This is a genomic window from Endozoicomonas sp. (genome assembly GCF_965196975.1).
Taxonomy (GTDB): Bacteria; Pseudomonadota; Gammaproteobacteria; order Pseudomonadales; family Endozoicomonadaceae; genus Endozoicomonas.
In genome coordinates this window covers 4,481,504-4,504,869 of record NZ_OZ239981.1, presented here as the reverse complement: position 1 = coordinate 4,504,869, position 23,366 = coordinate 4,481,504, and the positions used below count along the sequence as shown (strand labels likewise).

General features: G+C 45.5%; 21 protein-coding genes. 14 read left to right on the top strand and 7 right to left on the bottom strand.

Annotated elements, in window-relative coordinates:
- Positions 1–15: 15 nt before the first annotated feature.
- The 4 genes from ACOCLE_RS20220 (at position 16) to ACOCLE_RS20205 (ending at position 2,752) form a co-directional block, all read left to right on the top strand.
- On the top strand, positions 16–1,176 hold the full coding sequence (locus ACOCLE_RS20220; RefSeq protein WP_419533984.1) for a D-alanine--D-alanine ligase: 1,161 nt from the start codon (positions 16–18) through the stop codon (positions 1,174–1,176).
- Positions 1,177–1,204: 28 nt separating this feature from the next.
- Positions 1,205–1,648: a YHS domain-containing (seleno)protein gene (locus tag ACOCLE_RS20215; RefSeq protein WP_419533983.1), complete on the top strand. Its 444-nt coding sequence runs from the start codon at positions 1,205–1,207 to the stop codon at positions 1,646–1,648.
- Between the two features lie 23 nt (positions 1,649–1,671).
- Complete coding sequence (locus tag ACOCLE_RS20210) at positions 1,672–2,118, top strand: MauE/DoxX family redox-associated membrane protein (RefSeq protein WP_419533982.1); 447 nt, start codon at positions 1,672–1,674, stop codon at positions 2,116–2,118.
- A 277-nt stretch (positions 2,119–2,395) separates the two neighbouring features.
- Positions 2,396–2,752, top strand: a complete 357-nt coding sequence (locus tag ACOCLE_RS20205) for a GNAT family N-acetyltransferase (RefSeq protein WP_419533981.1) — start codon at positions 2,396–2,398, stop codon at positions 2,750–2,752.
- A 1-nt stretch (position 2,753) separates the two neighbouring features.
- On the opposite strand, the gene ACOCLE_RS20200 is transcribed toward ACOCLE_RS20205, so the two are convergent.
- Positions 2,754–4,034 carry an ISKra4 family transposase gene (locus tag ACOCLE_RS20200; RefSeq protein ID WP_419532972.1) on the bottom strand — a complete coding sequence of 427 codons (1,281 nt, stop codon included), beginning with the start codon at positions 4,032–4,034 and terminating at the stop codon, positions 2,754–2,756.
- A gap of 54 nt (positions 4,035–4,088) precedes the next feature.
- On the opposite strand from ACOCLE_RS20200, the gene ACOCLE_RS20195 reads away from it, so the two are divergent.
- A complete protein-coding gene (locus tag ACOCLE_RS20195; RefSeq protein ID WP_419537238.1) occupies positions 4,089–5,606 on the top strand; it encodes a lysophospholipid acyltransferase family protein in 1,518 nt (505 codons plus the stop codon).
- Here the strand turns inward: ACOCLE_RS20195 and ACOCLE_RS20190 are convergent.
- Positions 5,603–6,136, bottom strand: coding sequence for a DinB family protein (locus ACOCLE_RS20190; RefSeq protein ID WP_419533980.1), 534 nt, complete (start codon positions 6,134–6,136; stop codon positions 5,603–5,605). The two genes, ACOCLE_RS20195 and ACOCLE_RS20190, sit on opposite strands and share 4 nt — an antisense overlap.
- A 360-nt stretch (positions 6,137–6,496) precedes the next feature.
- Between ACOCLE_RS20190 and gcvH the strand changes: the two genes are divergently transcribed.
- Complete coding sequence (gcvH, locus tag ACOCLE_RS20185; RefSeq protein ID WP_066014642.1) at positions 6,497–6,889, top strand: glycine cleavage system protein GcvH; 393 nt, start codon at positions 6,497–6,499, stop codon at positions 6,887–6,889.
- Positions 6,890–7,077: 188 nt separating this feature from the next.
- A complete protein-coding gene (locus ACOCLE_RS20180) occupies positions 7,078–7,824 on the top strand; it encodes a HesA/MoeB/ThiF family protein (RefSeq protein ID WP_419533979.1) in 747 nt (248 codons plus the stop codon).
- A gap of 27 nt (positions 7,825–7,851) precedes the next feature.
- On the opposite strand, the gene ACOCLE_RS20175 is transcribed toward ACOCLE_RS20180, so the two are convergent.
- Complete coding sequence (locus ACOCLE_RS20175) at positions 7,852–8,118, bottom strand: TfoX/Sxy family protein (protein ID WP_419533978.1); 267 nt, start codon at positions 8,116–8,118, stop codon at positions 7,852–7,854.
- 164 nt (positions 8,119–8,282) lie between these two features.
- Complete coding sequence (locus ACOCLE_RS20170) at positions 8,283–8,900, bottom strand: AAA family ATPase (protein WP_419533977.1); 618 nt, start codon at positions 8,898–8,900, stop codon at positions 8,283–8,285.
- A gap of 133 nt (positions 8,901–9,033) precedes the next feature.
- On the opposite strand from ACOCLE_RS20170, the gene ACOCLE_RS20165 reads away from it, so the two are divergent.
- From ACOCLE_RS20165 to ACOCLE_RS20150, 4 genes are all read left to right on the top strand, one after another.
- The gene (locus ACOCLE_RS20165; RefSeq protein WP_419533005.1) at positions 9,034–10,077 is read left to right on the top strand and encodes a transposase; all 1,044 of its coding nucleotides are present in this window, start codon (positions 9,034–9,036) and stop codon (positions 10,075–10,077) included.
- Between the two features lie 78 nt (positions 10,078–10,155).
- Positions 10,156–12,489 carry a penicillin-binding protein 1B gene (gene mrcB / locus ACOCLE_RS20160; protein ID WP_419533976.1) on the top strand — a complete coding sequence of 778 codons (2,334 nt, stop codon included), beginning with the start codon at positions 10,156–10,158 and terminating at the stop codon, positions 12,487–12,489.
- A complete protein-coding gene (locus tag ACOCLE_RS20155) occupies positions 12,486–12,914 on the top strand; it encodes a tetratricopeptide repeat protein (protein ID WP_419533975.1) in 429 nt (142 codons plus the stop codon). The genes mrcB and ACOCLE_RS20155 overlap by 4 nt, the downstream gene beginning before the upstream one ends.
- Before the next feature lies 1 nt (position 12,915).
- A complete protein-coding gene (locus ACOCLE_RS20150; RefSeq protein WP_419533974.1) occupies positions 12,916–13,227 on the top strand; it encodes a YqcC family protein in 312 nt (103 codons plus the stop codon).
- A gap of 53 nt (positions 13,228–13,280) precedes the next feature.
- On the opposite strand, the gene ACOCLE_RS20145 is transcribed toward ACOCLE_RS20150, so the two are convergent.
- Entirely contained in the window at positions 13,281–14,534 is a 1,254-nt protein-coding gene (locus tag ACOCLE_RS20145) for a hypothetical protein (RefSeq protein ID WP_419533973.1), read from the bottom strand.
- Positions 14,535–14,577: 43 nt separating this feature from the next.
- Positions 14,578–16,083 (bottom strand): IS66 family transposase, encoded by a 1,506-nt coding sequence (gene tnpC / locus ACOCLE_RS20140; RefSeq protein ID WP_419532963.1) that lies wholly within the window; start codon positions 16,081–16,083, stop codon positions 14,578–14,580.
- Between the two features lie 327 nt (positions 16,084–16,410).
- Here tnpC (ACOCLE_RS20140) and ACOCLE_RS20135 point away from each other — a divergent pair, with 327 nt between their 5' ends.
- The 3 genes from ACOCLE_RS20135 (at position 16,411) to ACOCLE_RS20125 (ending at position 19,298) form a co-directional block, all read left to right on the top strand.
- Positions 16,411–16,896 carry a hypothetical protein gene (locus tag ACOCLE_RS20135; RefSeq protein ID WP_419533972.1) on the top strand — a complete coding sequence of 162 codons (486 nt, stop codon included), beginning with the start codon at positions 16,411–16,413 and terminating at the stop codon, positions 16,894–16,896.
- A gap of 47 nt (positions 16,897–16,943) precedes the next feature.
- Positions 16,944–18,449 (top strand): IS66 family transposase, encoded by a 1,506-nt coding sequence (tnpC, locus tag ACOCLE_RS20130; RefSeq protein WP_419532963.1) that lies wholly within the window; start codon positions 16,944–16,946, stop codon positions 18,447–18,449.
- A gap of 135 nt (positions 18,450–18,584) precedes the next feature.
- Positions 18,585–19,298 carry a hypothetical protein gene (locus tag ACOCLE_RS20125; RefSeq protein WP_419533971.1) on the top strand — a complete coding sequence of 238 codons (714 nt, stop codon included), beginning with the start codon at positions 18,585–18,587 and terminating at the stop codon, positions 19,296–19,298.
- A 147-nt stretch (positions 19,299–19,445) separates the two neighbouring features.
- Here ACOCLE_RS20125 and ACOCLE_RS20120 read toward each other — a convergent pair whose 3' ends face one another.
- A complete protein-coding gene (locus ACOCLE_RS20120) occupies positions 19,446–23,291 on the bottom strand; it encodes a hypothetical protein (RefSeq protein ID WP_419533970.1) in 3,846 nt (1,281 codons plus the stop codon).
- Positions 23,292–23,366 lie beyond the last annotated feature (75 nt).

Genomic DNA, 23,366 nt, shown 5'->3' with positions numbered 1-23,366 from the left:
GTGGTCAGAGTAGGTATGGAAGTGTTAGTTCACGAAAAAAACAGTGCATCAACTCAATTATTTGTTGAGCGAACATCACCTGATAAGCCAATACATCCGGGTATGCCAGACTTGGAACCAGTTGATAAGCCTATTTCTTTTTTTGAGTTCTGGCCTGGGTACATTTTCTATATTCCTGTTGCTTTTCAATGGCTTTGGCAGTCAATTCGATTGCGGGGGGGAGGGTTGCCACTGATCGCCAATCCTTCAATTCCTCTGGGTGGTATGGTGGGAGAATCAAAGTCCGATATTTTTTCCAGAGCATCGGGTGAAGCTAAAGCCAGAATTGCACCCTGGGCTTTACTGGATGGGTGGGAAGATGCTGATCAGGGGGCTAGCCGGGCACAACGACTCTTCAAACATGCCGGGTTGAGCTTACCGCTGGTGGCCAAACCTGATATCGGTTGTCGTGGTGCCGGTGTTCAGTTGATCAGAAGTAAGGATGAATTGGTCAGGTACATCAATAAATTTCCTTCGGATGGGAAAATCCTTTTCCAGCAATTAGTTCCCCATGAAGCCGAAGCCGGTGTTTTCTATATTCGCTATCCAGGGACTGAAAATGGAGAAATTGTTTCTATAACGTTGAAATACCAACCTTATGTTATCGGGAATGGCAAAAGCACGCTGAAGGAACTGATTATTAAGGATCCCCGGGCAGGTAAACTCACTCACCTTTATCTTCCCCGGCATCAGGATCAACTGGATACAGTCCTGCCCAAGGGGCAACCTTTCCGTCTTGCATTTACCGGTAGCCACAGCAGAGGGTGCATCTTCAGAGATGGTCGGAAATTTATTACTCCTGAGCTAACCAAAGCCTTTGACCGACTTTGTGATGATTTGCCGGAATTTTACTATGGGCGTTTTGATATCCGTTTTAAAGACATAGAGTCTCTAATGAAGGGAGATGATTACTATATACTTGAAATTAATGGTGCCAGCAGTGAAGCTGCACATATATGGGATTGCAGAGGCTCACTGACAGATGCCTTCAAGACACTCTTTTTTCAATATCGAACGCTGTTTAAACTGGGAGCAATAAACCGCCGTAGAGGGTTTTCTACTCCTCCGTTGAGAGAGTTGATTAAGGCATGGAGAAAGGAAAAAAAGCTGGTCAGCCGATATCCCGAGACAGAATAGGGTAGACAACTGAAGAGGATGGAGCCTCATGAATAAATTGCTAAGGATTGCTACGGTCTTGTTGATGGCATTCAGTGTCAACTCCTTTGCTGACAAGCATATTTATACTGGCTGGTTTAGCAGTAAGGCCGTGAGTGGTTATGATGCCGTTGCTTATTTCACTGAAGGAAAGCCAGTAAAAGGGAGTGCCAAGTATAAATTTGAGCACTTGGGTGTGGAGTGGTATTTCTCTTCTGAAAAACATTTGAGCCTTTTCAAGGAAAGCCCTGAGCAGTATATGCCTCAATACGGTGGTTACTGCGCATGGGCTGTTGCTGCAAAAAAACAACGGGCACCGGGAGACCCGAAATACTGGAAAATTGTCGATAACAAACTGTATTTGAATTACGACAGTAGCGTTCAGGAAAAATGGCTAAAAGATATTCCGGGCTTTATTGAGGCTGCAGATAAGCACTGGCCGGAAATGAACTGAGTTTACTATGCCAGGAGGCACAGATGGTTTATAAGGGATTTACCTGGGCGCTAAGCCTTTATATTGCAGTGGTATTTGTTCAGTCATTGTTTTTTAAGTTTACCGACGCTTATGAAACCTTGCATATTTTTGGCGTTCTGGGGGCATGGTCCGGGTTTCAATGGTTTGCTGATTATGGCGCTTATGGCGTTGGGGTTGTTGAGCTGATTGCTTCAATATTACTTTTGACCCCTTTGCGCCTGTATGGAGCAGCTATCGCTTCCGGGGTAATGACCGGTGCTGTTTTTTTCCACTTATGCACCCCGCTAGGTATTGCGATGCCTGAGTTTGATGATATGGGGAATATCATTGGTGATGATGGTGGTCTGCTATTTTATAACGCCTGCGGCTTGCTGGTTTCCGGAATTATTTTGACGATCTTGGAGTTTATAAATACTGATAACAAGGTTAAACAATACCTGCAGAGTTAGTTTTTTGTTGAAGGCTGGCTGTTTCCTATCAGGCGACAGTGAGTCTTCATTCCCTCCTTCATAAAAATATCACTTCATTTTCACTTTTTTGTCATTTCCCATGAATATTCTGGTTGTCCATTGAAGGTTGCTTCGACATTATAGAAAGAAAGACCTGTGGTCATTGCCATGGATATTAGCACTTAAAAGCATCTTTCAATGTTCGGTGTTAAGGCAACATATTTCTTAGCCTCTGTAATAGACAGAGCTCTGAGCATCTGACACAGGCATAATAAAAATGAGTGTAATTGAGCTTGGAAAAAACTCAAGGATAGAGGACAACATGCTGAACTCACCTTTTCGTTTACCACGGCGCACACGTTTAGGGTTGATTGAAACTGCAATCGAGAGGTTTCTTGGCCTACGCACTCTTGAGAAACTTTATGAGCCAGAATACAAGTGTCAGTTTAATGGAAAAGCATTTCTCCGGCGGGTTCTGAACATTTTTGATGTGGACTATAAGGTTACAAAAGGCTCTATTGCGTCAATACCTACTTCCGGTTCGTCCATTGTTGTTGCCAACCATCCTTTTGGTGGAATTGAGGGCGTTGCTCTGGCTGACCTGTTACGGGTGCTCTCTCAATTTGATAACTGACTCATAGGTTAGCTTCAACCTTTCCAGTCATGAACTCAGACCAAAGTTGTTCCCAGCGCCCCTTACTCTGGATCAGTGCTCTTGTTGTCAAAAGCACTTCCGCTCCTGTTGCTTTCCACCTCATTCCAGAACCACATAATCGTTGCTTTACCAGAGTCTTACAAGCCGCTTCAGTAACTCCTGAACCTATTGGCCAATGGCGTTTAAGCGCCTGATGATAATTCATTAACTGGTGATTGTTTGTAAAATAGCTCACAGCTTTGTAGCGCTTCTCTGTCAGTGCGATTGTCTTTTTCGGGAGCTCGGCTGATTCAATTTCCTGAAGGATTTTTTTGGCTGCTCCACGCTTGTTTTTCAAACTATGTAGCCTGTCTTCAAGCCACTGGTGTCGCTTCGCCTTACTGGTTGGAAACAGTGCTTCCGCTGCTCCAGCTAAATATTCAGATGCATGATAAAAATCGAGTATCTGCCCAGAGGTATGTTGTTTCAAATAACTCCAGTTTTCTCTAGCCCCGTCAGCTACCCCGATGTATGTGGCATTTGGGTAGAGTCGTTTTAGATCTGCAATCTCCTCGTCGAGCTTGCTCATAAAGCTTTGTTTACCATACTCTGGCGAACTGGCTGTATATATCGTGTGGAGCCTGTCTCCATCTGCAGAATATAGGCTCAATGTCCCACACATGGCTTCCCTCCAGCCTTCTTCACAAAGCAGCATGCAGGTTCCATCCAGACCAATGGCTATTGTTTCAACAGGCTCTTTTAGTGGAGGAAGGTGGTAGTGAGTGTCTTGCTGGTCTTCAATTAATGCACCTACTCTGTCCGATAAATGCTTGATATAAGAATTTGAAAGCGTCCTTTGATGGTTGGTCTCAAAATCTTCTTTTACCGCAGGCGCTGGCATCTGGCTGTATTTCCAGGCGATAGACTTGGCAAATTTGGGGGTAGCTGAACCAATAATACCGGCACGAAGATCAAGTGCTGCCAGAGTACTGCCACCTCTGACACCCTGATATACGGAGCGCTCCAAAGGTATACGACCGTATAAGGTTTCATAGTGCTTAAGAACCTTTCCTTTGTAGTTCCACTTCTGCTGATTAACGACGATAGGTTCTTTATTGGGTGATTCAAATAGCCCCAATAACTCTTTTGTTCCAAGCTGCCCGGCTTCATTGAGTGCACGCTGTAAACTATCTTCAAGATTCAGCATGTTGCCTGAATCTATAGAAACTTCAATTTGCAAAACGATGCTTTTGGTAGAGCTGGAAATAACAGAAGCGGGCATGACAGTTAACTATTATGAGTGGTGTTCCCATAGTAGCTGTGAAAATAGAGCACTATTGTTTCAATCATTCAGAGAGAGCACCCCCTGTTACTGCAAAGGCGAAGTGACGTAAAAGTTCTCACTAATGAGCTGCTTTGCCGAATTCCAGAGTTTGAGGATGTTTTTATTGGTGTTGATGTCTTAAGCAAACAGGCAAAAGAAAAAAATAAAAAGGCTATATCAGAAGCTCAGGCATGGGTTGATGATGGTCATCAACTGCTTATTTTCCCTGCTGGTGAAGTATCCAGTTATAACAAATCGTTAGGGGCTATCTGTGACCCAGAGTGGAGAAATACGGCAAGCTCAATCGCGTTAAATACCTGCGCCAGTATTACACCCATTTTTGTGGAAGGAAGTAACAGTAAGCTCTTTCACTGGCTTGGCAGACTTCATCCACGATTGAGAACCGTTAGACTGGTTCGTGAACTGATTAATAAGCAGGGGTCTACATTAGCTTTCAGAATTGGAAAAACGCTGGATACAAAAGAGTTACACTCTTTTTCATCAAAGAAGGCTCTGACTCATTATCTTCGTTTATGTACTTATCTGCTTTCTCCGCAGCAGAATCATTCTGGGCCGTTAAAGGAAATAAAGCCTCAGCGTGAAGAAGAGGCTATAGCGGATGCCGTTTCCAGTCTTGCTATGAAGGCAGAAATTGAAAGCCTGCCAGAGTACACCTTGCTTCTTGAAAAAGGAGAGATGGCTGTATATTGCGCTCCTGCTAGTGACGTGCCATATGTTCTCAGCGAGATTGGCCGCTTGAGGGAGATTACCTTTCGTCAGGTGGGTGAAGGCAGCGGCCGATCACTTGATCTTGATCAGTATGATCAATACTACCTTCACCTTTTTCTCTGGAATAGAGAGAGGTCCGAGGTTGTTGGAGCCTATCGAATAGGATGTGTTGATCAAATACTCAGTAATCATGGTATTTATGGGCTTTATTCAAGGAGCCTGTTCAATTACAAGGAACCGTTTCTTCATAAGCTGGGCTGTTGTCTGGAAATGGGGCGATCCTTTGTTCGTCCGGAATATCAGAAAAGTCTCAATGCACTCCTTATGTTGTGGAAGGGAATTGGGGCTTATGTTGCAGCGAATCCGCAGTATCGTGTTTTGTTTGGCCCGGTAAGCATCAGCAGTGACTATAGCGAAGTGTCGCGTCAATTAATGGCAGGCTGCCTTGGAGCGAATAATTGTGATCAGGCACTGGCCGATCTGGTAACGCCGACAATGCCATTAAAGAACTCTGGCCAGCTTTGGTCCAGAGGGGACTTGCAGGGTATTAACACTATTGAGCAGCTGTCTTCTCTGGTTCAGCAGATTGAAAAAGATAACAAGGGCGTTCCAGTTTTGCTCCGCCAATACTTAAAATTACAGGGAGAACTGGCTGCATTTAATGTTGACCCCGACTTTAATAATGCCTTGGACGGATTGATCATTGTTGATTTATTGAAAGTTGATGAAAAGATGCTGTCAAAATATATGGGTGCTGAGCGTTGCAGTGACTTTGTTAAGTACCATAGAAAGGCGGCCTAGTTTTCTGAAGACGCCTCCTGCTGCTTTCGATAAATCAGCGTTGAGGTGGCAACGCCAAGATCCTTGGGGGGGGAATGACCTGATTGTTGCAACAGCAGGTTGATCATTGCCATGTGATGTGTGGCGTGACTTTGCAAAAATAAAAGCTCGCGAATTACGGATGTTTCAGTATTAACGGCATTTCCAGTGGTATCAATGTTGGCATTGAACGTTAGATTAACCTCTCTCAAGGTGCTTGTTGTGAGCTTTGCCAGACACTCCTTAATACTCAGTATAGTATCTACCGCAGAAGAAACACTCCTCTCACATTCAGGGTCTCTTGTCCTGTTGTCGTAGTTAATGTAGCTACTTTCAAGACCTGATAAAAAACAGTGATAAAACTCAATGATATGACGTACATGAGCCCCTATAGTTTGAGGATTGTCAGGAGCGGCAGGCTTCTGATAAGCCTCTGAGTGAAGTGTTTCAATGGCCTGAATCAACTCAGACAACAGCTGTTCATTACAATGGCAGGCATTTTGTAGTGACATTCGATCCTGAACCTTATCACTTAATTTACTGTGAAACTGCGTCGTAGTCGCTCAATTCCAGACTCACGGCTTACTTCGGGCTATCCTGCCCTGCCACTTCAGTGTTGCATAGGCTCTAGGTTTTTGTATAGACGAAAATTAGATCAGAATAACCATCGGATGTTTTATTAAATCAGCTATCCGGGGAGGTGCTATGTAAACTTCTCATTAAACTCGTTAGAATGCTCGTGCCAGTCAGTCATGAGCTCTTCAACAGTAATGAGCCAATAAACAGCGTTTAACTTCACCGCATTGTCTTCTGGGAGGGGGCAATAGGGTGAGGCGCCTTAGCTTTACAGTGAGTCAACCGAGGATAAATAGATGAGCAATATACCTTCTGAGTTACGGTATCTGCGTTCCCATGAATGGGTCAGGTTGGAGGAAGACGGTACCGTCACCATTGGTATTACAGATCATGCCCAGGAAGCCCTGGGTGACGTGGTTTTTGTTGAGCTGCCAGAGCCCGGTGCTGTTCTCGCTGCAGGTGACGAAGCTGGAGCTGTCGAGTCTGTAAAAGCTGCTTCGGAGATCTATGTACCACTGACAGGGGAAGTTCTGGAAGTTAATGGCATACTGGAAGAAACTCCAGAAACTGTTAACAGTGACCCTTATAATGATGGTTGGTTCTTCAAAATGAAGCTTGAAGATGACGGTGAACTCAGTGATCTGATGGATGCAGAAGCCTATGGGGAGTTTGTTGAGTCAGAGTCTTGAGTCTGTGAACGCTGGCCCCTGCATCTAAAATCGTTACCTTTTACGAATAACCCACTGCAAATTGGCAGTGGGTGTGTCATCGGATTGATTCTCTCCTTATACTTCACTCTTTTAAAAAATATCTTGCTTCTTTATGGCCACGGGCAGTCTATCTCTCAAGCTTTTTTTGTTAAGGACAGCAACCGCTAATGAATGATGAGCAGTTACTCCGTTATAGCCGACAAATTATGCTCCCTCAGATTGATATCGAAGGGCAGGAGCGGCTGTTGTCATCCAGAGTGTTAATTCTTGGTCTAGGTGGCTTAGGCTGTCCGGCAGCTCAGTATCTGGCTGCCGCTGGCGTGGGGGAAATTGTGCTAGTTGATCCTGACACCGTTGATACTACTAACCTGCAGAGGCAGTTACTTTATTCTGTAGATGATCAGGGAACTGCAAAAGTAACAGCTGCAAAGGCCCGGCTGGCAGCAGTTAATGATGGTATCGAGATTGAGACTGTCCATGGATGTCTGGAAGGAGAGGCGCTATTCGCTCAGGTGAGAAGAGCTACTGTTGTGTTGGACTGCACGGATAACTTTACCAGTCGGTTTGCAATTAATGCTGCCTGCGTCAAGGCTTCTGTTCCTCTGGTTAGTGGTGCGGCAATCAGGCTCAATGGTCAGCTTACGGTCTATGACCATCGTCAGCCTGCAGCTCCCTGCTATCGGTGTTTATATGATGAGCAGAGCAATGAAAACCTCAGCTGTTCTGAATCAGGAATTCTGGGCCCTGTCGTAGGAACAATAGGAACAATGCAGGCATTGGAAGCTATCAAGCTGATGACAGGATTTGGAAAAACATTGAATGGGCACCTGATGATTTTTGACGCAATGACTATGGAGTGGCAGACAATGGGGCTGCAGGCAGACCCAGAGTGCCCTGTCTGCGGCCAGGCTTAAAAAATGCTGGGTATGTAGAACTTGGGATCAAGATGGAGGAGGGCTGTCTTCGACGGCTTCCAAAAGGCGGGTTTTATAGTCCGGATCAAGGTCATTCCAATGAGCTCCAATTAAGGCTCCTTCCAGAGCATAGAGCAAAACTTTTGAAACCTTAAAACCACGATCACGAACTTTACAGTAAGCTGCGACAGAGCCTACCTCATGAAGTTGCTCGAGAGTTCTGATGCCTACAGCGTTTAACCATTGTACGGATGTTTTGCCAAGGTTTTTTAATTCGATCAGATCAGTTGCCATGTACTGGATCCCTAACTCAACTCTAGCGTCCGTACCAGAGACAGCATGATTATTGAAAGTCAGAAGTCATTTTCTCTTAAGAATAGACCAGACTTTTGAAGTCCTCCCATAGAGTTATCAGTTATTACTGGAGCAATGGTATTTTGACACCTTGTTGGTACTTATTAGCAAATTCCCAGAGGTGTCAGCTGCTCTTTTAACCTGCCCTGCCAATTTGGGAAGTCAGTGTTCAGCCTGATCAGAAAAGGCTTCTCTGGAGCGCAGGGTTCTTCAAGCCACTCTTTTTGCTGCTCCATAACCTTAACTGTGGCCTCTGAAGGTTCTTCAGGTTGCTGGAGGCGGTTATGCAGCCTTGTTTTGATCGTATCTTCTCTGGCCATACAGTAGATAATGACAAAGGAGGTGTTGAGAGCTTTAGCCAGGGTTATAAATTGTTGCCGATCCAAGCTACGTAGTGCGGCGGAGTCGATGACGACTGGGTATCCTGAGCACAGGAGCTTCTCCGTTAGAGCAGTTAATTGTGAGAATGTTCTTTTATGAGCACCTGCCGAGTAAATATCCAGCCCGGATTCTGCCGAAGACTGCTCTGGATTAAGGCCATAAAGGCATTTCCGAACGACATCGGAGCATAACCATGCAGCCTGTAACTCGAATGTGAGCCAACGGCTTACGGTACTTTTGCCAGAGCCAGACAGTCCCATCATGATGATCAGGAAAGGATTAGTCCTTCTTGACAAACTAAACGGCTGATAGAGCCACTTTTTATCCACCGGAAGAGACATTTATCCAGCCTTTTCTAATAAACCGTCATTATCAGTATCAATATACGTCCCAAAGGGAAAGAATATATAGGACTTTCGCATTGACAGGCAGCTGTAAAAATTGCTAGATCAGCAAAAAATAGCGGATGTCGTCGTGCGTAGAAAGATAACAAGACCTACAACAGCTGGGTGTGATTTGCCGAAATATACAGGGTTTCTATTGTGTGAGCCGAAATCAGCAACCTGTACTCGCCTTAGTGAGATCGGAGATATGTCACACCACAGCGTTAACCGTTTTCTACAACGTGAAGACTTTGCTCCCAATGACCTTTTCATGGAAGTAGCCGCAAGGCTGATTCTTGATGGGGGCACGCTATCGGTTGATGATACGGTGCTGGATAAGCCGTACAGTAACTACACGGCATTCATCGGCTATCATTACTCGGGCAAGCATCATAAAGCCGTCAAGGGCATTAATCTCATAACGCTCTATTACACCGATATCAAAGGCTATAGCCTTCCTGTCAATTTCCGTATCTATGACTCTGCGGACGGAAAGTCCAAAAATGATTATTTTCTCGAGATGCTGAAAGAAGTACTTGTATGGGGCTTACGACCTGCATTTGTTACGGGGGATTCCTGGTATAGCAGTGCCGCAAACCTGAAGACTGTGAAAAACAACGGTCTGGGTTTTATGTTTGCCGTTAAAAGCAACCGTACTGTTTCTATCCAAAAGGGTGACTACCAACAAGTGCAGAGCCTGGAGATTCCTGAAGAGGGAATAACCGTTTGGCTACGTAATTTTGGTTCTGTGCGTTTGTACCGGACGCGGCTAAAAAACGAGCTGCGCCATTACGTCGTCTACACACCCCATGCTGGATCAGAGGTATCACCACAGGTAGGCTTTAATGAACTTCACCTGCACCATTGGGCGATCGAAGAGTATCACCGGGCGCTGAAACAACTCTGCAGTATTGAGCGCTTTCAGGTGAGAGGAAAGCAGCAGGTCAGGAACCATATTTTTGCCTCTATCTTTGGGTATGCCTGCCTTCAGGCCAAGAAAGTATCTGAATCTCTCAGTAGCATCTATCGCGTTAAGAATGATGCGCTCAAGGATGCTATTTGGGACTTCATTAAGAGCTTCTCTGATGGTAAAGACTGGCTGAGACCATCTTTTATCAGAGCTGTCAATGCGTAAGTTCTAATATAGAAATTTCTCGATCGCTTTCGTTTTCCGAAAAAGATCATAAACAGGCTCTAGCGTATAATCGCCAACATGGTAAAGAAATCGACGACTAAAAAAGGCAAGCCTGCCAAAAAGACCAAATCATCCTCAAAGCAAAAACAGGGTAATCCGGTATCTTGGAGATCCATCCTGTTCAAGCTCGGCTTGACGCTGGTGGCCCTGGTTTCCGCTTACGCTGTCTATCTGGATGCCGTAGTCACTAAGCAATTTGAAGGCAAAAAGTGGGCAATACCAGCCAAGGTATTTGCACGTCCTGTTGAATTGTATGTGGGTAAGCTGATAACGCCAGGTGATCTACAGTCCCAGCTCAGGCGTCAGGGCTATCAGGCGGTTCAGGATGTGAGCCGCCCAGGTACTTTTGCCCGGAATGGCAGTCAGTTTGTTATTTATAGCCGGGGGTTTCACTTTCCTGATGGGGCTGAACCATCGCGTTATGTGAAGGTTAACTTTCAAGGCAGTGAGGTTATTCGCCTCGCAGGGCGAGATGGTAAGAGCCTGCCTCTGTTAAGGCTTGATCCTCAGCCCATTGGTGGTATTTATCCAGCCAGTTATGAAGATCGTTTATTGATTCGAACCGCTCAGGCTCCCCGATATCTGATTCCTGCACTACTGGCCATTGAAGACAGGGACTATTACGACCATTTTGGTATCTCTCCCACCTCCATTGCCCGAGCCATGGTCGCCAACCTGAAAGCTGGCGGTGTCGTCCAGGGGGGCAGCACTATTACACAGCAATTGGTGAAAAACTTCTTTCTGACCAATGAGCGCACTTTGGTTCGGAAAGGTAAAGAAGCCATTATGGCGCTGCTGCTTGAGCTGCATTACGACAAAGAAGAGATTCTTGAAACCTATCTAAATGAAGTTTACCTGGGGCAGCATGGGCGCAGGGCTATTCATGGCTTTGGTCTGGCCAGCCAGTTTTACTTTGCCCAGCCTCTCAAGGAGTTAGACCTGGCAAGGACCGCCTTGCTGGTGGCCATGGTCAAAGGACCCTCCTATTACGACCCAAGGCGATATCCTGAGCGCGCCCTTGAGAGAAGAAACCTGGTGCTGGATGTCCTGGCTGAGCGCTCGATTGTCCCAGTTGCGGAAGTTGAACGCTCCAAAAAGCTCCCATTAGGCGTTGTCAGTCGAGAGCTGGTCAGTACCAACGATTTTCCTGCCTATATCGATATGGTTAAGGAGCAGCTGCGCAAGGATTATGATGAGAAGGATCTGACCTCCGAGGGACTCAGGATTTTCACCAACCTGGACCCGGTGATTCAGCGGGAGGCACAGAACAGTGTTACCCGTACGTTAAAGGCTTTGGGTAAGGACAATCAGCTTCAGGGGGCGATGGTGGTTAGCTCTGCTCAGACGGGCGACCTTCTTGCTGTTGTGGGAGATCGGAACCCGGGGTATGCCGGATTCAACCGTGCCATTGAAGCTCGCCGACCGGTTGGTTCCCTTTTGAAGCCAGCTATCTACCTGACAGCCCTTGAACGGCCCAGGCAATACACATTAACGACTCCCGTCAATGATACGCCGGTAAAAATCAGTGATGGTCGTGGTGGTTACTGGGAGCCACAGAATTACAGTCGTGAATCTCATGGGCAGGTGCCACTCTATCTGGCACTGGCGAAATCCTATAATCAGGCAGCAGCCAATACCGGTATGGCTGTTGGTTTGTCATCGGTACTGGATACCCTTAAGAGACTGGGTATTGAGCAGGAGTTACCACCTTATCCATCGGTATTGCTTGGCTCTCCATCAATGGCTCCGATTGAGGTTGCCAAAATGTACCAAACCATTGCCAGTGGTGGCTTCCGTATGCCGTTGCGGGCGATTGATGCTGTGGTTGACAGTCAGGGTAGGCCACTCAGCCGTTACAGCATTTCCGTAGAGCGGGTTTTTGAGCCGGGACCAATGGAATTGCTGCGTACTGCTTTGGGTATTGTCATGAAAGACGGCACGGGGCGCAGGGTATACCAGTATGTGGATAATGATATTAAGCTGGGTGGTAAAACAGGAACCACCAATGATCTCAGAGATAGCTGGTTTGCCGGTTACTCTGGTGATCTGGTGGCGGTGACCTGGATTGGTCACGATGACAATAGCCCGACAAAATTGACTGGCAGCAGTGGTGCGTTGAAGATCTGGGGTAACTTTATGTCGAACGTGCCGGTTCAGTCCGTAAAATCATTGGGTGCCAGTAATGTGACAAGCATCTGGGTGAACCCATCTGCAAATGGTCGCAGTCATCGTTACTGTGAAGGCGCTATGCAGTTACCCTATATCAAGGGTTCGGAACCGCAGGCTTACGCCGGTTGCAAGGCCGATGTGAAGGATTCCCTGTTTGACAAAATTAAAGGGTGGTTTGAATGACGTATTACACCATCTCCCGTACTGAACGGTGTGGAGAAGCGGTATCTTTTCCACCCCGGCTTTTAGTTGCCCTGCTCTTTGCTGGAGCTCTGGCGGGTTGCTCTACACCAGTATTGATAAAGGAAGAGCAGCCTGAAGTGTCATCGTCACCCTATGAACAGCGTCAGGATGCACTGGGCACATTATTGAATCAGGCCTGGAATGCCCGAGAAGCTGGCAGTTTTGATGAAGCTGAAAGCGCACTTGGACGCGCGATGCGCATCAGCCCAACGGCTCCGGAAGTTTATTACCAGCTGGCCTTGCTTCGACAGGATCAGGGGCGCTTTGAACAGTCCCGACAACTGGCTGAGCGAGCATTGAGTCTGGGGCCAGGTTTTATGCTGGAACGAAAAATCAATCATTTGTTACGTGCGTTAAATAGTTGATATGTCTGAAGAAGTTATTGTTTTGCTGGAAGCCATTGAGTCAGAGCTGCGCAGGCAGGATGTCTGGCTTCCCATGCCTCCATCCGTTGAAGCCATGGCCAGTACCACACCTTTTTGCATGGATACCATGGCATTCAGCCAGTGGTTACAGTGGATTTTTGTTCCCCGTGTCAGGGCGATTATCGATGGGGGAGGCTCGTTGCCAAAGGGTTCAAACATCAAGTCCTATGCAGAAGAGGCTTTGCCTCTTGAGCGGCTGGAAGGTGAGAAGCTGTTGCTGATTATTGAGCAGTTTGATTTGTTGATGAGCTGACCTGCTGCCAAGCAGGCCAAAGACTTTATGCCATCAACCGGCAACGCAGAATCTTATGTTCCGGCTGCTGGATGAGGTTTAGTCAGTCGTTCTCTAATACCTGTAATACCACAGCAGCTAAATAGAGATGAGTCCCTTCTGGACTCTTCAACATCTGTTTCTGGGGCTTTTGGCAGCTCGACAATGTCATCCTCAGAGGCTGCTTTGTTACCGACTGCCTCTGGTTGTGAGCCTGAAGCTGAGGTTTCTTTATCCTTGGCTTCTGTAGGCTTCTCACCTGTTGTAGTTGATGACTTTTCTGGTAGGTCGGCTACACGAGTCATCGAAAGAGAAACCTCTGCTGAAGTGTTAGTTGGAATTGGGTGTAAGTACGCAGCAACATGATTTGCATCATTTTTAAGGTCAATGTCTACATAATGCTCATTTGCATCAGAATCCCATCTAATGGGTATAGGATTTTTACCTGCTATATGGGTAGATTTTGCAGAAGTATAAAAGTGAATGTAGCCTAGCTTTATCGTGGGCTCTTTCTCTGGCGAGCCAAGTAGTTCAGCAATTGTCATACCAGGAATATGCTTGTGTTCAACAGATAGCCTGTACCTGCCCTTCAACTTTCCTGCTGTTGTATAATCAGGTTTTTCGTCTTCTGTCGTGTCCTTACGATTTGTGTTTTTTCTGAGTAGAAAAGTATGGTCATCAGGTTCTGGAGCTTTCCCACTCAACCGAAACATCATCACAATTTCATCCTCTCTCATCGGGAGGTTTTTAGTTGCCGTAATAAGCTCTCCTTCTAATGGAGACTTACCTTGTTCACTCTTCGATACTTTTGAATCACTGATCGGTGCAGCTTTATCCGTAGCTGCCTGATGGCTTTCAGCTTGAGTTGCTAAGGCAGTGTTATCAGATTCAACAGTATCACCTTGAATTGATTTGACCCCATGCTCAGTAGCTTTCGCTTCTGGTAAAGGTTCTGCTTGTGAAGTATGAGAGGCTTGTGATTTGCCATCCGACTCAGATTTACTTACATCAGCCTCATGATCTGATTCTGGTGTTGCAGCTACTGTAGAGTGAACAGGTGAGCCTTCTATTGTCATATCTTCAGCACTAGCCATAGCTACCATTTTATGAGGGGTGGCGAGATGAGGCTCAACAGTATCTCCTGAAATTATGGTGATACCATGATCATTAGCTTTTGTTGTTTTGGGAGCAGATGCCAGATCATGGGGATTTGGAGTTGGTAACCTGTTTTCTAGTTTCTCTGTGTTTGTTGATCCCGATTTCTCAACAGGAGATGAGGCAACAAGCATGTTTCCTTGCCCAGTTATGCTTGAGGTTGAACTGCTAGCGTAACTATTCAGCACCCAGCAAAGGCGTATTGTTGTAATTTCGAACCGCTTTAAGAAGCGCCTGAAATATGTTCAACCCCTGCTTTTTAGCAGATGATAAATAGCTTCGGATTCGGGTAAACATGGTACCTCCGTCTTCGCTTCTGAAGCAGCCTGAGATCTTCTGCTTAAGTTTGGCCATCCTGGCATCACGTTCACTGCCATTGTTATCGAAGGGAATTGAAAAGTCCGACATGAAGCGCAACGTTTCAACCTTAAACTCAATAAGCCTTTTGAACAGGTTGTAGGCCTTGGTATTCCTGACCTTCTTACGTCCAAGCACCTGTCGTTGTTTTTCCATATAAGCGGTTTCCTTCGTGAGAGCCCTTTGAAGGATTTGGTCGTATATCGTCTCAATGCGAAGCTGTATTGCACCAGGCATTTGAGTCAGACCGGCTGCTTTGTATTTCTTGCAGAAGTGCCAGGAGAGCGTAAGCAATTTCATCAGCCGCAGAGCCAGCTTATTCGCATCCCTATCGACAACTCCCTGAAGCTCTCTCAGATGATGGGCATTACAAAGCACATGCACTGCCGCATAGGCAAAGTAGGACTTCCAATGATCGTGAACCAGAATGCCTGCAAAAGTCAGCAGGATGCCCATTGCATCCATTGCTTCACAACCTCGCCTTTCTGAGAGGTAGTAAAGCGTCCATTGGTCATCTCGCATAATGTGTAACCACCACAGTGAACCGTCAACCCGCATGCCAGTTTCATCCGCTCCTGCAACCGGACTTTCTTGTAAAGCATCGCGGATACTCTGCTCAGTAGAGGCCAGGTTCTCATGGGTATAGGCAACAAAATTGGCAACAGAGCCTGCGCTGACACTCATGCAATAAATAGTATTGAAATACTCAGACACCCGGTGATATGGGATGAAGTGATACTGGTTTAAATGAACAGCCATTGCCTGAGTCACTTCTCCGTATTGAGCAGCGGCTTTCACTCCTTGGGGAAACTCAGCGGTGTTCCGTTTACCACAAGGACATACTTTAACGTCTGCCCAGTACGCGGTAACTTCAAATTCTCCGGGTCTACCTGGATCAAAAACCTGTCGCTCAATGTATTTGGTGGGTTTAATATCGATAAGCGAAGACTGGCAACAGCAACATTTTTCAACCTTCAGATGCCTGACATAATCGGGTAAGGCGACACGTCTCAAACAAGAGCCTTGATGACCTTTCTGGCCACCTGGTTTATTGCCTGAAGATGGTCTAAGGCTTTTGGGGTTCGGTGTTTCCTGTGAGGAGCAGGGGGCTTCTTTGGAAGATGTATCACCTTTATCACTCCCTTTTTTACTGGGCTTTTGATAACCATCTGACGATGGTGGCTTACTACTGTTTTGACTGTTTTTATTAACCCTTTCTTCCAGTTCGCTGCAACGTTCCCGTAAAAGCGCATTCTCGGTCCGAAGCTCTTCATTCTCTTTAAGGAGAGCTTCGGTAAACGGAGTAGCTGGGAAGTCTGGTTCCATACTGGAGATTTGTTAGAAAAATTGAGTATAAGATGATGGTCGAAAAATCAGAAAATTCCAGATTTATATGAAGGGTGCTGAATAGTTACCTGCTAGCAGAAGAATCCATAACTACCTCTCAGACATTCAGAAAGCTCTTGTAGACCAGAAATTTACTAATTGGTTTCTGATTATTTACGCTTTATGGATAACTTAAATGAATTAGTCTAAGAGTCAGACTTCATATAAATACAACACATAGGATGGGTGCTCTCTCTGAATGATTGAAACAATAGTGCTCTATTTTCACAGCTACTATGGGAACACCACTCATAATAGTTAACTGTCATGCCCGCTTCTGTTATTTCCAGCTCTACCAAAAGCATCGTTTTGCAAATTGAAGTTTCTATAGATTCAGGCAACATGCTGAATCTTGAAGATAGTTTACAGCGTGCACTCAATGAAGCCGGGCAGCTTGGAACAAAAGAGTTATTGGGGCTATTTGAATCACCCAATAAAGAACCTATCGTCGTTAATCAGCAGAAGTGGAACTACAAAGGAAAGGTTCTTAAGCACTATGAAACCTTATACGGTCGTATACCTTTGGAGCGCTCCGTATATCAGGGTGTCAGAGGTGGCAGTACTCTGGCAGCACTTGATCTTCGTGCCGGTATTATTGGTTCAGCTACCCCCAAATTTGCCAAGTCTATCGCCTGGAAATACAGCCAGATGCCAGCGCCTGCGGTAAAAGAAGATTTTGAGACCAACCATCAAAGGACGCTTTCAAATTCTGTAACTATTCAGCACCCTTCATATAAATCTGGAATTTTCTGATTTTTCGACCATCATCTTATACTCAATTTTTCTAACAAATCTCCAGTATGGAACCAGACTTCCCAGCTACTCCGTTTACCGAAGCTCTCCTTAAAGAGAATGAAGAGCTTCGGACCGAGAATGCGCTTTTACGGGAACGTTGCAGCGAACTGGAAGAAAGGGTTAATAAAAACAGTCAAAACAGTAGTAAGCCACCATCGTCAGATGGTTATCAAAAGCCCAGTAAAAAAGGGAGTGATAAAGGTGATACATCTTCCAAAGAAGCCCCCTGCTCCTCACAGGAAACACCGAACCCCAAAAGCCTTAGACCATCTTCAGGCAATAAACCAGGTGGCCAGAAAGGTCATCAAGGCTCTTGTTTGAGACGTGTCGCCTTACCCGATTATGTCAGGCATCTGAAGGTTGAAAAATGTTGCTGTTGCCAGTCTTCGCTTATCGATATTAAACCCACCAAATACATTGAGCGACAGGTTTTTGATCCAGGTAGACCCGGAGAATTTGAAGTTACCGCGTACTGGGCAGACGTTAAAGTATGTCCTTGTGGTAAACGGAACACCGCTGAGTTTCCCCAAGGAGTGAAAGCCGCTGCTCAATACGGAGAAGTGACTCAGGCAATGGCTGTTCATTTAAACCAGTATCACTTCATCCCATATCACCGGGTGTCTGAGTATTTCAATACTATTTATTGCATGAGTGTCAGCGCAGGCTCTGTTGCCAATTTTGTTGCCTATACCCATGAGAACCTGGCCTCTACTGAGCAGAGTATCCGCGATGCTTTACAAGAAAGTCCGGTTGCAGGAGCGGATGAAACTGGCATGCGGGTTGACGGTTCACTGTGGTGGTTACACATTATGCGAGATGACCAATGGACGCTTTACTACCTCTCAGAAAGGCGAGGTTGTGAAGCAATGGATGCAATGGGCATCCTGCTGACTTTTGCAGGCATTCTGGTTCACGATCATTGGAAGTCCTACTTTGCCTATGCGGCAGTGCATGTGCTTTGTAATGCCCATCATCTGAGAGAGCTTCAGGGAGTTGTCGATAGGGATGCGAATAAGCTGGCTCTGCGGCTGATGAAATTGCTTACGCTCTCCTGGCACTTCTGCAAGAAATACAAAGCAGCCGGTCTGACTCAAATGCCTGGTGCAATACAGCTTCGCATTGAGACGATATACGACCAAATCCTTCAAAGGGCTCTCACGAAGGAAACCGCTTATATGGAAAAACAACGACAGGTGCTTGGACGTAAGAAGGTCAGGAATACCAAGGCCTACAACCTGTTCAAAAGGCTTATTGAGTTTAAGGTTGAAACGTTGCGCTTCATGTCGGACTTTTCAATTCCCTTCGATAACAATGGCAGTGAACGTGATGCCAGGATGGCCAAACTTAAGCAGAAGATCTCAGGCTGCTTCAGAAGCGAAGACGGAGGTACCATGTTTACCCGAATCCGAAGCTATTTATCATCTGCTAAAAAGCAGGGGTTGAACATATTTCAGGCGCTTCTTAAAGCGGTTCGAAATTACAACAATACGCCTTTGCTGGGTGCTGAATAGTTACCAAATTCTTATATCAAGCATTTATCGGACAGAGTAGGTGCATTAATTGAAGACCAGCAAGACACTCACTACCACCTTCCTCCACTAAAAGAGCCTGTTGAAACAATAGCCATTGGTCTGGATGGAACCTGCATGCTGCTTTGTGAAGAAGGCTGGAGGGAAGCCATGTGTGGGACATTGAGCCTATATTCTGCAGATGGAGACAGGCTCCACACGATATATACAGCCAGTTCGCCAGAGTATGGTAAACAAAGCTTTATGAGCAAGCTCGACGAGGAGATTGCAGATCTAAAACGACTCTACCCAAATGCCACATACATCGGGGTAGCTGACGGGGCTAGAGAAAACTGGAGTTATTTGAAACAACATACCTCTGGGCAGATACTCGATTTTTATCATGCATCTGAATATTTAGCTGGAGCAGCGGAAGCACTGTTTCCAACCAGTAAGGCGAAGCGACACCAGTGGCTTGAAGACAGGCTACATAGTTTGAAAAACAAGCGTGGAGCAGCCAAAAAAATCCTTCAGGAAATTGAATCAGCCGAGCTCCCGAAAAAGACAATCGCACTGACAGAGAAGCGCTACAAAGCTGTGAGCTATTTTACAAACAATCACCAGTTAATGAATTATCATCAGGCGCTTAAACGCCATTGGCCAATAGGTTCAGGAGTTACTGAAGCGGCTTGTAAGACTCTGGTAAAGCAACGATTATGTGGTTCTGGAATGAGGTGGAAAGCAACAGGAGCGGAAGTGCTTTTGACAACAAGAGCACTGATCCAGAGTAAGGGGCGCTGGGAACAACTTTGGTCTGAGTTCATGACTGGAAAGGTTGAAGCTAACCTATGAGTCAGTTATCAAATTGAGAGAGCACCCCATAGGATTCTGTATATGGTGCGGCCACATTTACCAGACTTTTTGCTTCCTGGAAGCATAAAAAGGTCGAGTTGTGAAAAGTAAACTGCCTATCAGACAACAGCTTATGCAGTTTTAACATCAGACAGACTGCATCGCTGACCTTTTGACATACGCTTTTATTGTCTGACTCTTGTCCGAGGCCTTTATGGTTCCGAGATAGTTTGCAATTCTCAGTGCATCGACAAGCTCAAGGTTTGTTTCTGTATTGGGTACCGAAAACTGGTAGCTCTTACTGGTTAACTTATCAAAGCCTGCGATACTGACTTTTGACAGTAGTGTTGAAATCTCTGGCCAGGACAAATGTGGAATTTGCTGAGCCAATAGACGAACTTTTTCTTTTTCTGTTGCTACGGATTCAATCAAAACCTCAAGTCGATCAAAACCGATTTTTAAATTGAAATTCTCATAAGGCTGAGAGGTAATCAATGAAAGCATTTCAGTGAGAATCTTGTCATCTGTTTCGTTCTCATGGTTTAACAAATCACACAACCAGAGCTTCTCATCCAGTGAAATATCATTATTGGAGAGCAGTTTCAGTACAGTACTCACCGTTAAATGGTTAGTCCCTTTTGCCTTGTGCTTATATTCATCCCAGAAACGTAGCAGGTATTGATAAGCATCATCAGTGAACCTGTCCTCAAACCGAGCAAACCAGTTAAGTGTCTCCAGAGTGAACTGGCAGCTGGGCAGTTGGCGAAGCAAGGTCATTCTGGCAGGGGAAATGTGTTCTGGTTCCAGCTGCTCGATAAGAATGGCTGGAAATGCTGAAAGCAAACTGCTCAGGGCTTTCTCTGTGATTTCTTCATTGCAGATCAGGGCGGAAAGCAGGTTATCCAAGCGATGGTTATAAGATAAAGACTGTTGAGAAAGTTGCTCAGAGTTATTGGGAGCTGAAATAAACGCCATCAACATTGGGCTGATGGTCGTTTTATCACCCATTTCAAAGAGCGCCTGAACATTATTCCAGCTCGCTGCAACCAGGTGTTCTTCAAATAGCCTGACTTTCAGTGCCTTATCTGTGATTTTATTGATATTGCTAACAGCCTGGCCTGAAAGTGATGCTAGTTTGATGCGGTCAGAAAGCTCAAGCTTCTGGCTATTAAGCAGGTCGATGAGATAGGGCTGCTCTTCATCAAGCTGAGGCAGGTTAAGCAGTACCGTTTTAACAAATGCATCTAGCTGGTCATGAACCTGGCTAATCAGGGTTGGATTTTCAGAAGAACAAATGGCTGAGTAACTGACTTTGGCTGGAGTTGATGGCTTATCCTCGCTCGAAAATGCCAATAAGACAGCCATCATGTGTGTGTTCAGCTGATACATTGAGTCTTCGATGACTCGTGAGGCGATTTCCGGTGAGCAGTGTTTGAGCGACAGTCGATCAAATTTGATCGCATTGTCCTGCAGCCATTGCCGTACTTTCGGATGATTATTGCTGATTTTGAACACAGGGCGAATATCTTCAAGTGCATTGATCACCGGAATTACCTTAATGTTCAAATCCCTGTGATCATTTGAAATAAGAACTGGCAGGATCTCTGCAATAAGTTCAGCCTTTGGCAGACTGACTGAACTGCTGCTAGTAATACAGCGGATAATCAGTGACTGATCGATGGTAAATATAGTGGAAAACAGCTGTCTCAGATTGTCATATTCGCTAAGCATATACTGACAGATAAAGTCTCGCAGTTGTCCAAATCGTTCCTCTGATACATCAAATATTTCATAGAGAAAGCTCTGGGCTGAGTAGCCGTTATAGTTGGCTTCAGGGCTATCCAATAGTTGAGAAACAATGGCGTTAATCAGTCCTCGTCCTTCGGAGAGGTCAGAAGGTGTCAGATGATTCAGTAATGCTTTTGGCGAATCAATTTTCTGAGAAAACTCGAATGACTGCCCTTCGCCTAACCGGAGAGAGAGTCGTTTGTCATCTCTGCTGATTGAACCAGGGTAGAAGTAGGAAAGGTAATCTTTATAGTCTTCAGCAAAATACCCCTGCCTGATCAGGTAGAGTACAGGACCAAACTGCTCTTCTGTTAATTCTCGAAGGAATGAATCGCCGATTGTTCCTTCCGAAAGGGCTTCAGACAGTTTGCTGCTAAGCAGCTTATTTTTGGTGCGTTCCAGTACCTCAATATAGGCTTTGGTGAGCTGTATATCTTTACTGATCAGCTTAGCCCTGTCTTCATACGTTGGTTTGGTGCTGTTGGCTATCTCACTGAGTGTTAAGCCGGTAGGTATTGATTTCTGACCATAGCGGGTCGTTTTTTCGATGTGAATGATATCGTTGGTTTGGTATGCCTGCTCCCAGAAATGATTTTCTACAAAATCACAAACTGTTATTTTTCCAGTGGTTCTAGTGGAGATTTGACCTGAATCGCTTTTTATAGTTTCAAATATCTTCAACCAGTAGGTCGCTCTGAGGTCTTTTATATTTTTGATATAAGCATTCTCATAACTGCCAGCTTCTTCCTGATACTGCTCAACCTTAAGGCCATATTCTTCTATTGTGTCCCTCTTCTTCCTGGCAAACTCATTGAATATTGCCCATAGAATACCCCGATGATGCGTAAGTTCAGCATGCTCTTTGGGGTAGAGGTTTTTAATAACCATCATCGCAAAGAGCTTGTTTTTGTTCAGTTCTTCAATGTTATTGGTGATTTTGTGGAGGTAGATATCAAACTCATTGGCGATATTGGTAATGACTCTCATATCATCAATATAATCGGCTACTTTATAGATCAGCTCTTTATTGAGAAGGTCTGTAACGTTTTGCCCACCCATTTTTATGGTTTCCAGCTGTTCATACAACTTTGGTCCCGCATTCGCCATGTTAATGACCGGCACGATAGGGATAATCAGGTCAAATAAACGGGTTCTATCTCTCGCTGTGAGTGCTTCATCTTCCAGAGCGTAGATAAAATAGATGGGCTGCTTAAGTTGAGCTGAACCATTAAGGTGTCTGTTTATACGATATAACGCCTCAAATGCCTGAAGCTGATTAGCGCAATCTTCTATGATCACTACACTCTGCTTGCTTTGAGCAAAGGCTTGCGTGATCTGATCAAGGTAACTGCTGGATATCGTGGGTACTTCGGTCATGTGTTGTCGATTGGCTCTGCCAGTCCAACCTGCACTCAACTTCTGCAACCCTTTGAATAAAAACAGAACCAGAATGGTTGCCATAAAGAATAATGAAAACTCTGCCAGTAAAGGGGCATACTTCTTTAAGAAAATGATCAGATGGTCGGGTAGATACAGCCTGAGAGCTTTCACGGTTGTACTTTGATTAATACCCAGGTTTCCACTGACATAACTTAGCGTTGCTATGGATGAGCTGGTCAGAAACGCAGCCAGAATACCGGAGTACTTCTTCCATCTGCCGGCTTCAGTCTGCAGCGGGGTGTCAGTTGCAAGCTGTTTACCGGAGGTACTGGATAAGAGCTGCTGTATTATGTCCTGCTCGATATCACTCATTTTTTCATTCTGAGTACTGTTAACCGGCTTTATGTCGTTAAACCGGCCCAGAGACATTTTTGCGTAATTGTATTGTGGGTTTCGTTCAGTAAATGAATGGAGGAATGAGCTTTTACCCGCCGAATGAGTTCCGGAAATTGCAATATTCCGGGTATTCGGTTGTTTGTCGATATCCAGTGCTGCGAGCAGTTCTCTTTCATACTTCGCGATCTGGTCACTTCTGAGTACAACTGGGGTCAGTGGTTTGAGCGTCGAGTGACCATCATGACTGTGCAGGTATTGGGAGAACTCCGCCTTGGCTTTTGTAAGTGCCATCCTTGCGGCGGTATGCCCACGCTGTTCACCAAGAGCATATGTGAACTCTTTACTGGCTGCCTTCCAGCTGGCTCTGGCTGCATTAGAGTATTTGGTTTTAAGGCGGAATAATCCTGTCTGTCGAATAAGAGCCATCATTTCCCTGCAGCCTTTCTTATTTGCCGATATTTATGATCTGACGGATATGTAGCCCAATTTGGGAGCCATGGCATA

Bases quoted from the DNA above. Each gene is read 5' to 3' on its own strand.
- ACOCLE_RS20200 (WP_419532972.1), bottom strand. From the start codon at position 4,034: ATGCCCGCTTCTGTTATTTCCAGCTCTACCAAAAGCATCGTTTTGCAA.
- ACOCLE_RS20145 (WP_419533973.1), bottom strand. From the start codon at position 14,534: ATGCTTGTTGCCTCATCTCCTGTTGAGAAATCGGGATCAACAAACACA.
- ACOCLE_RS20155 (WP_419533975.1), top strand. From the start codon at position 12,486: ATGACGTATTACACCATCTCCCGTACTGAACGGTGTGGAGAAGCGGTA.
- ACOCLE_RS20150 (WP_419533974.1), top strand. From the start codon at position 12,916: ATGTCTGAAGAAGTTATTGTTTTGCTGGAAGCCATTGAGTCAGAGCTG.
- gcvH (WP_066014642.1), top strand. From the start codon at position 6,497: ATGAGCAATATACCTTCTGAGTTACGGTATCTGCGTTCCCATGAATGG.
- ACOCLE_RS20220 (WP_419533984.1), top strand. From the start codon at position 16: ATGGAAGTGTTAGTTCACGAAAAAAACAGTGCATCAACTCAATTATTT.
- ACOCLE_RS20190 (WP_419533980.1), bottom strand. From the start codon at position 6,136: ATGTCACTACAAAATGCCTGCCATTGTAATGAACAGCTGTTGTCTGAG.
- ACOCLE_RS20125 (WP_419533971.1), top strand. From the start codon at position 18,585: ATGCTGCTTTGTGAAGAAGGCTGGAGGGAAGCCATGTGTGGGACATTG.
- ACOCLE_RS20215 (WP_419533983.1), top strand. From the start codon at position 1,205: ATGAATAAATTGCTAAGGATTGCTACGGTCTTGTTGATGGCATTCAGT.
- ACOCLE_RS20180 (WP_419533979.1), top strand. From the start codon at position 7,078: ATGAATGATGAGCAGTTACTCCGTTATAGCCGACAAATTATGCTCCCT.
- ACOCLE_RS20210 (WP_419533982.1), top strand. From the start codon at position 1,672: ATGGTTTATAAGGGATTTACCTGGGCGCTAAGCCTTTATATTGCAGTG.
- ACOCLE_RS20170 (WP_419533977.1), bottom strand. From the start codon at position 8,900: ATGTCTCTTCCGGTGGATAAAAAGTGGCTCTATCAGCCGTTTAGTTTG.
- ACOCLE_RS20120 (WP_419533970.1), bottom strand. From the start codon at position 23,291: ATGATGGCTCTTATTCGACAGACAGGATTATTCCGCCTTAAAACCAAA.
- tnpC (WP_419532963.1), top strand. From the start codon at position 16,944: ATGGAACCAGACTTCCCAGCTACTCCGTTTACCGAAGCTCTCCTTAAA.
- ACOCLE_RS20175 (WP_419533978.1), bottom strand. From the start codon at position 8,118: ATGGCAACTGATCTGATCGAATTAAAAAACCTTGGCAAAACATCCGTA.
- ACOCLE_RS20205 (WP_419533981.1), top strand. From the start codon at position 2,396: ATGAGTGTAATTGAGCTTGGAAAAAACTCAAGGATAGAGGACAACATG.
- mrcB (WP_419533976.1), top strand. From the start codon at position 10,156: ATGGTAAAGAAATCGACGACTAAAAAAGGCAAGCCTGCCAAAAAGACC.
- tnpC (WP_419532963.1), bottom strand. From the start codon at position 16,083: ATGGAACCAGACTTCCCAGCTACTCCGTTTACCGAAGCTCTCCTTAAA.
- ACOCLE_RS20135 (WP_419533972.1), top strand. From the start codon at position 16,411: ATGCCCGCTTCTGTTATTTCCAGCTCTACCAAAAGCATCGTTTTGCAA.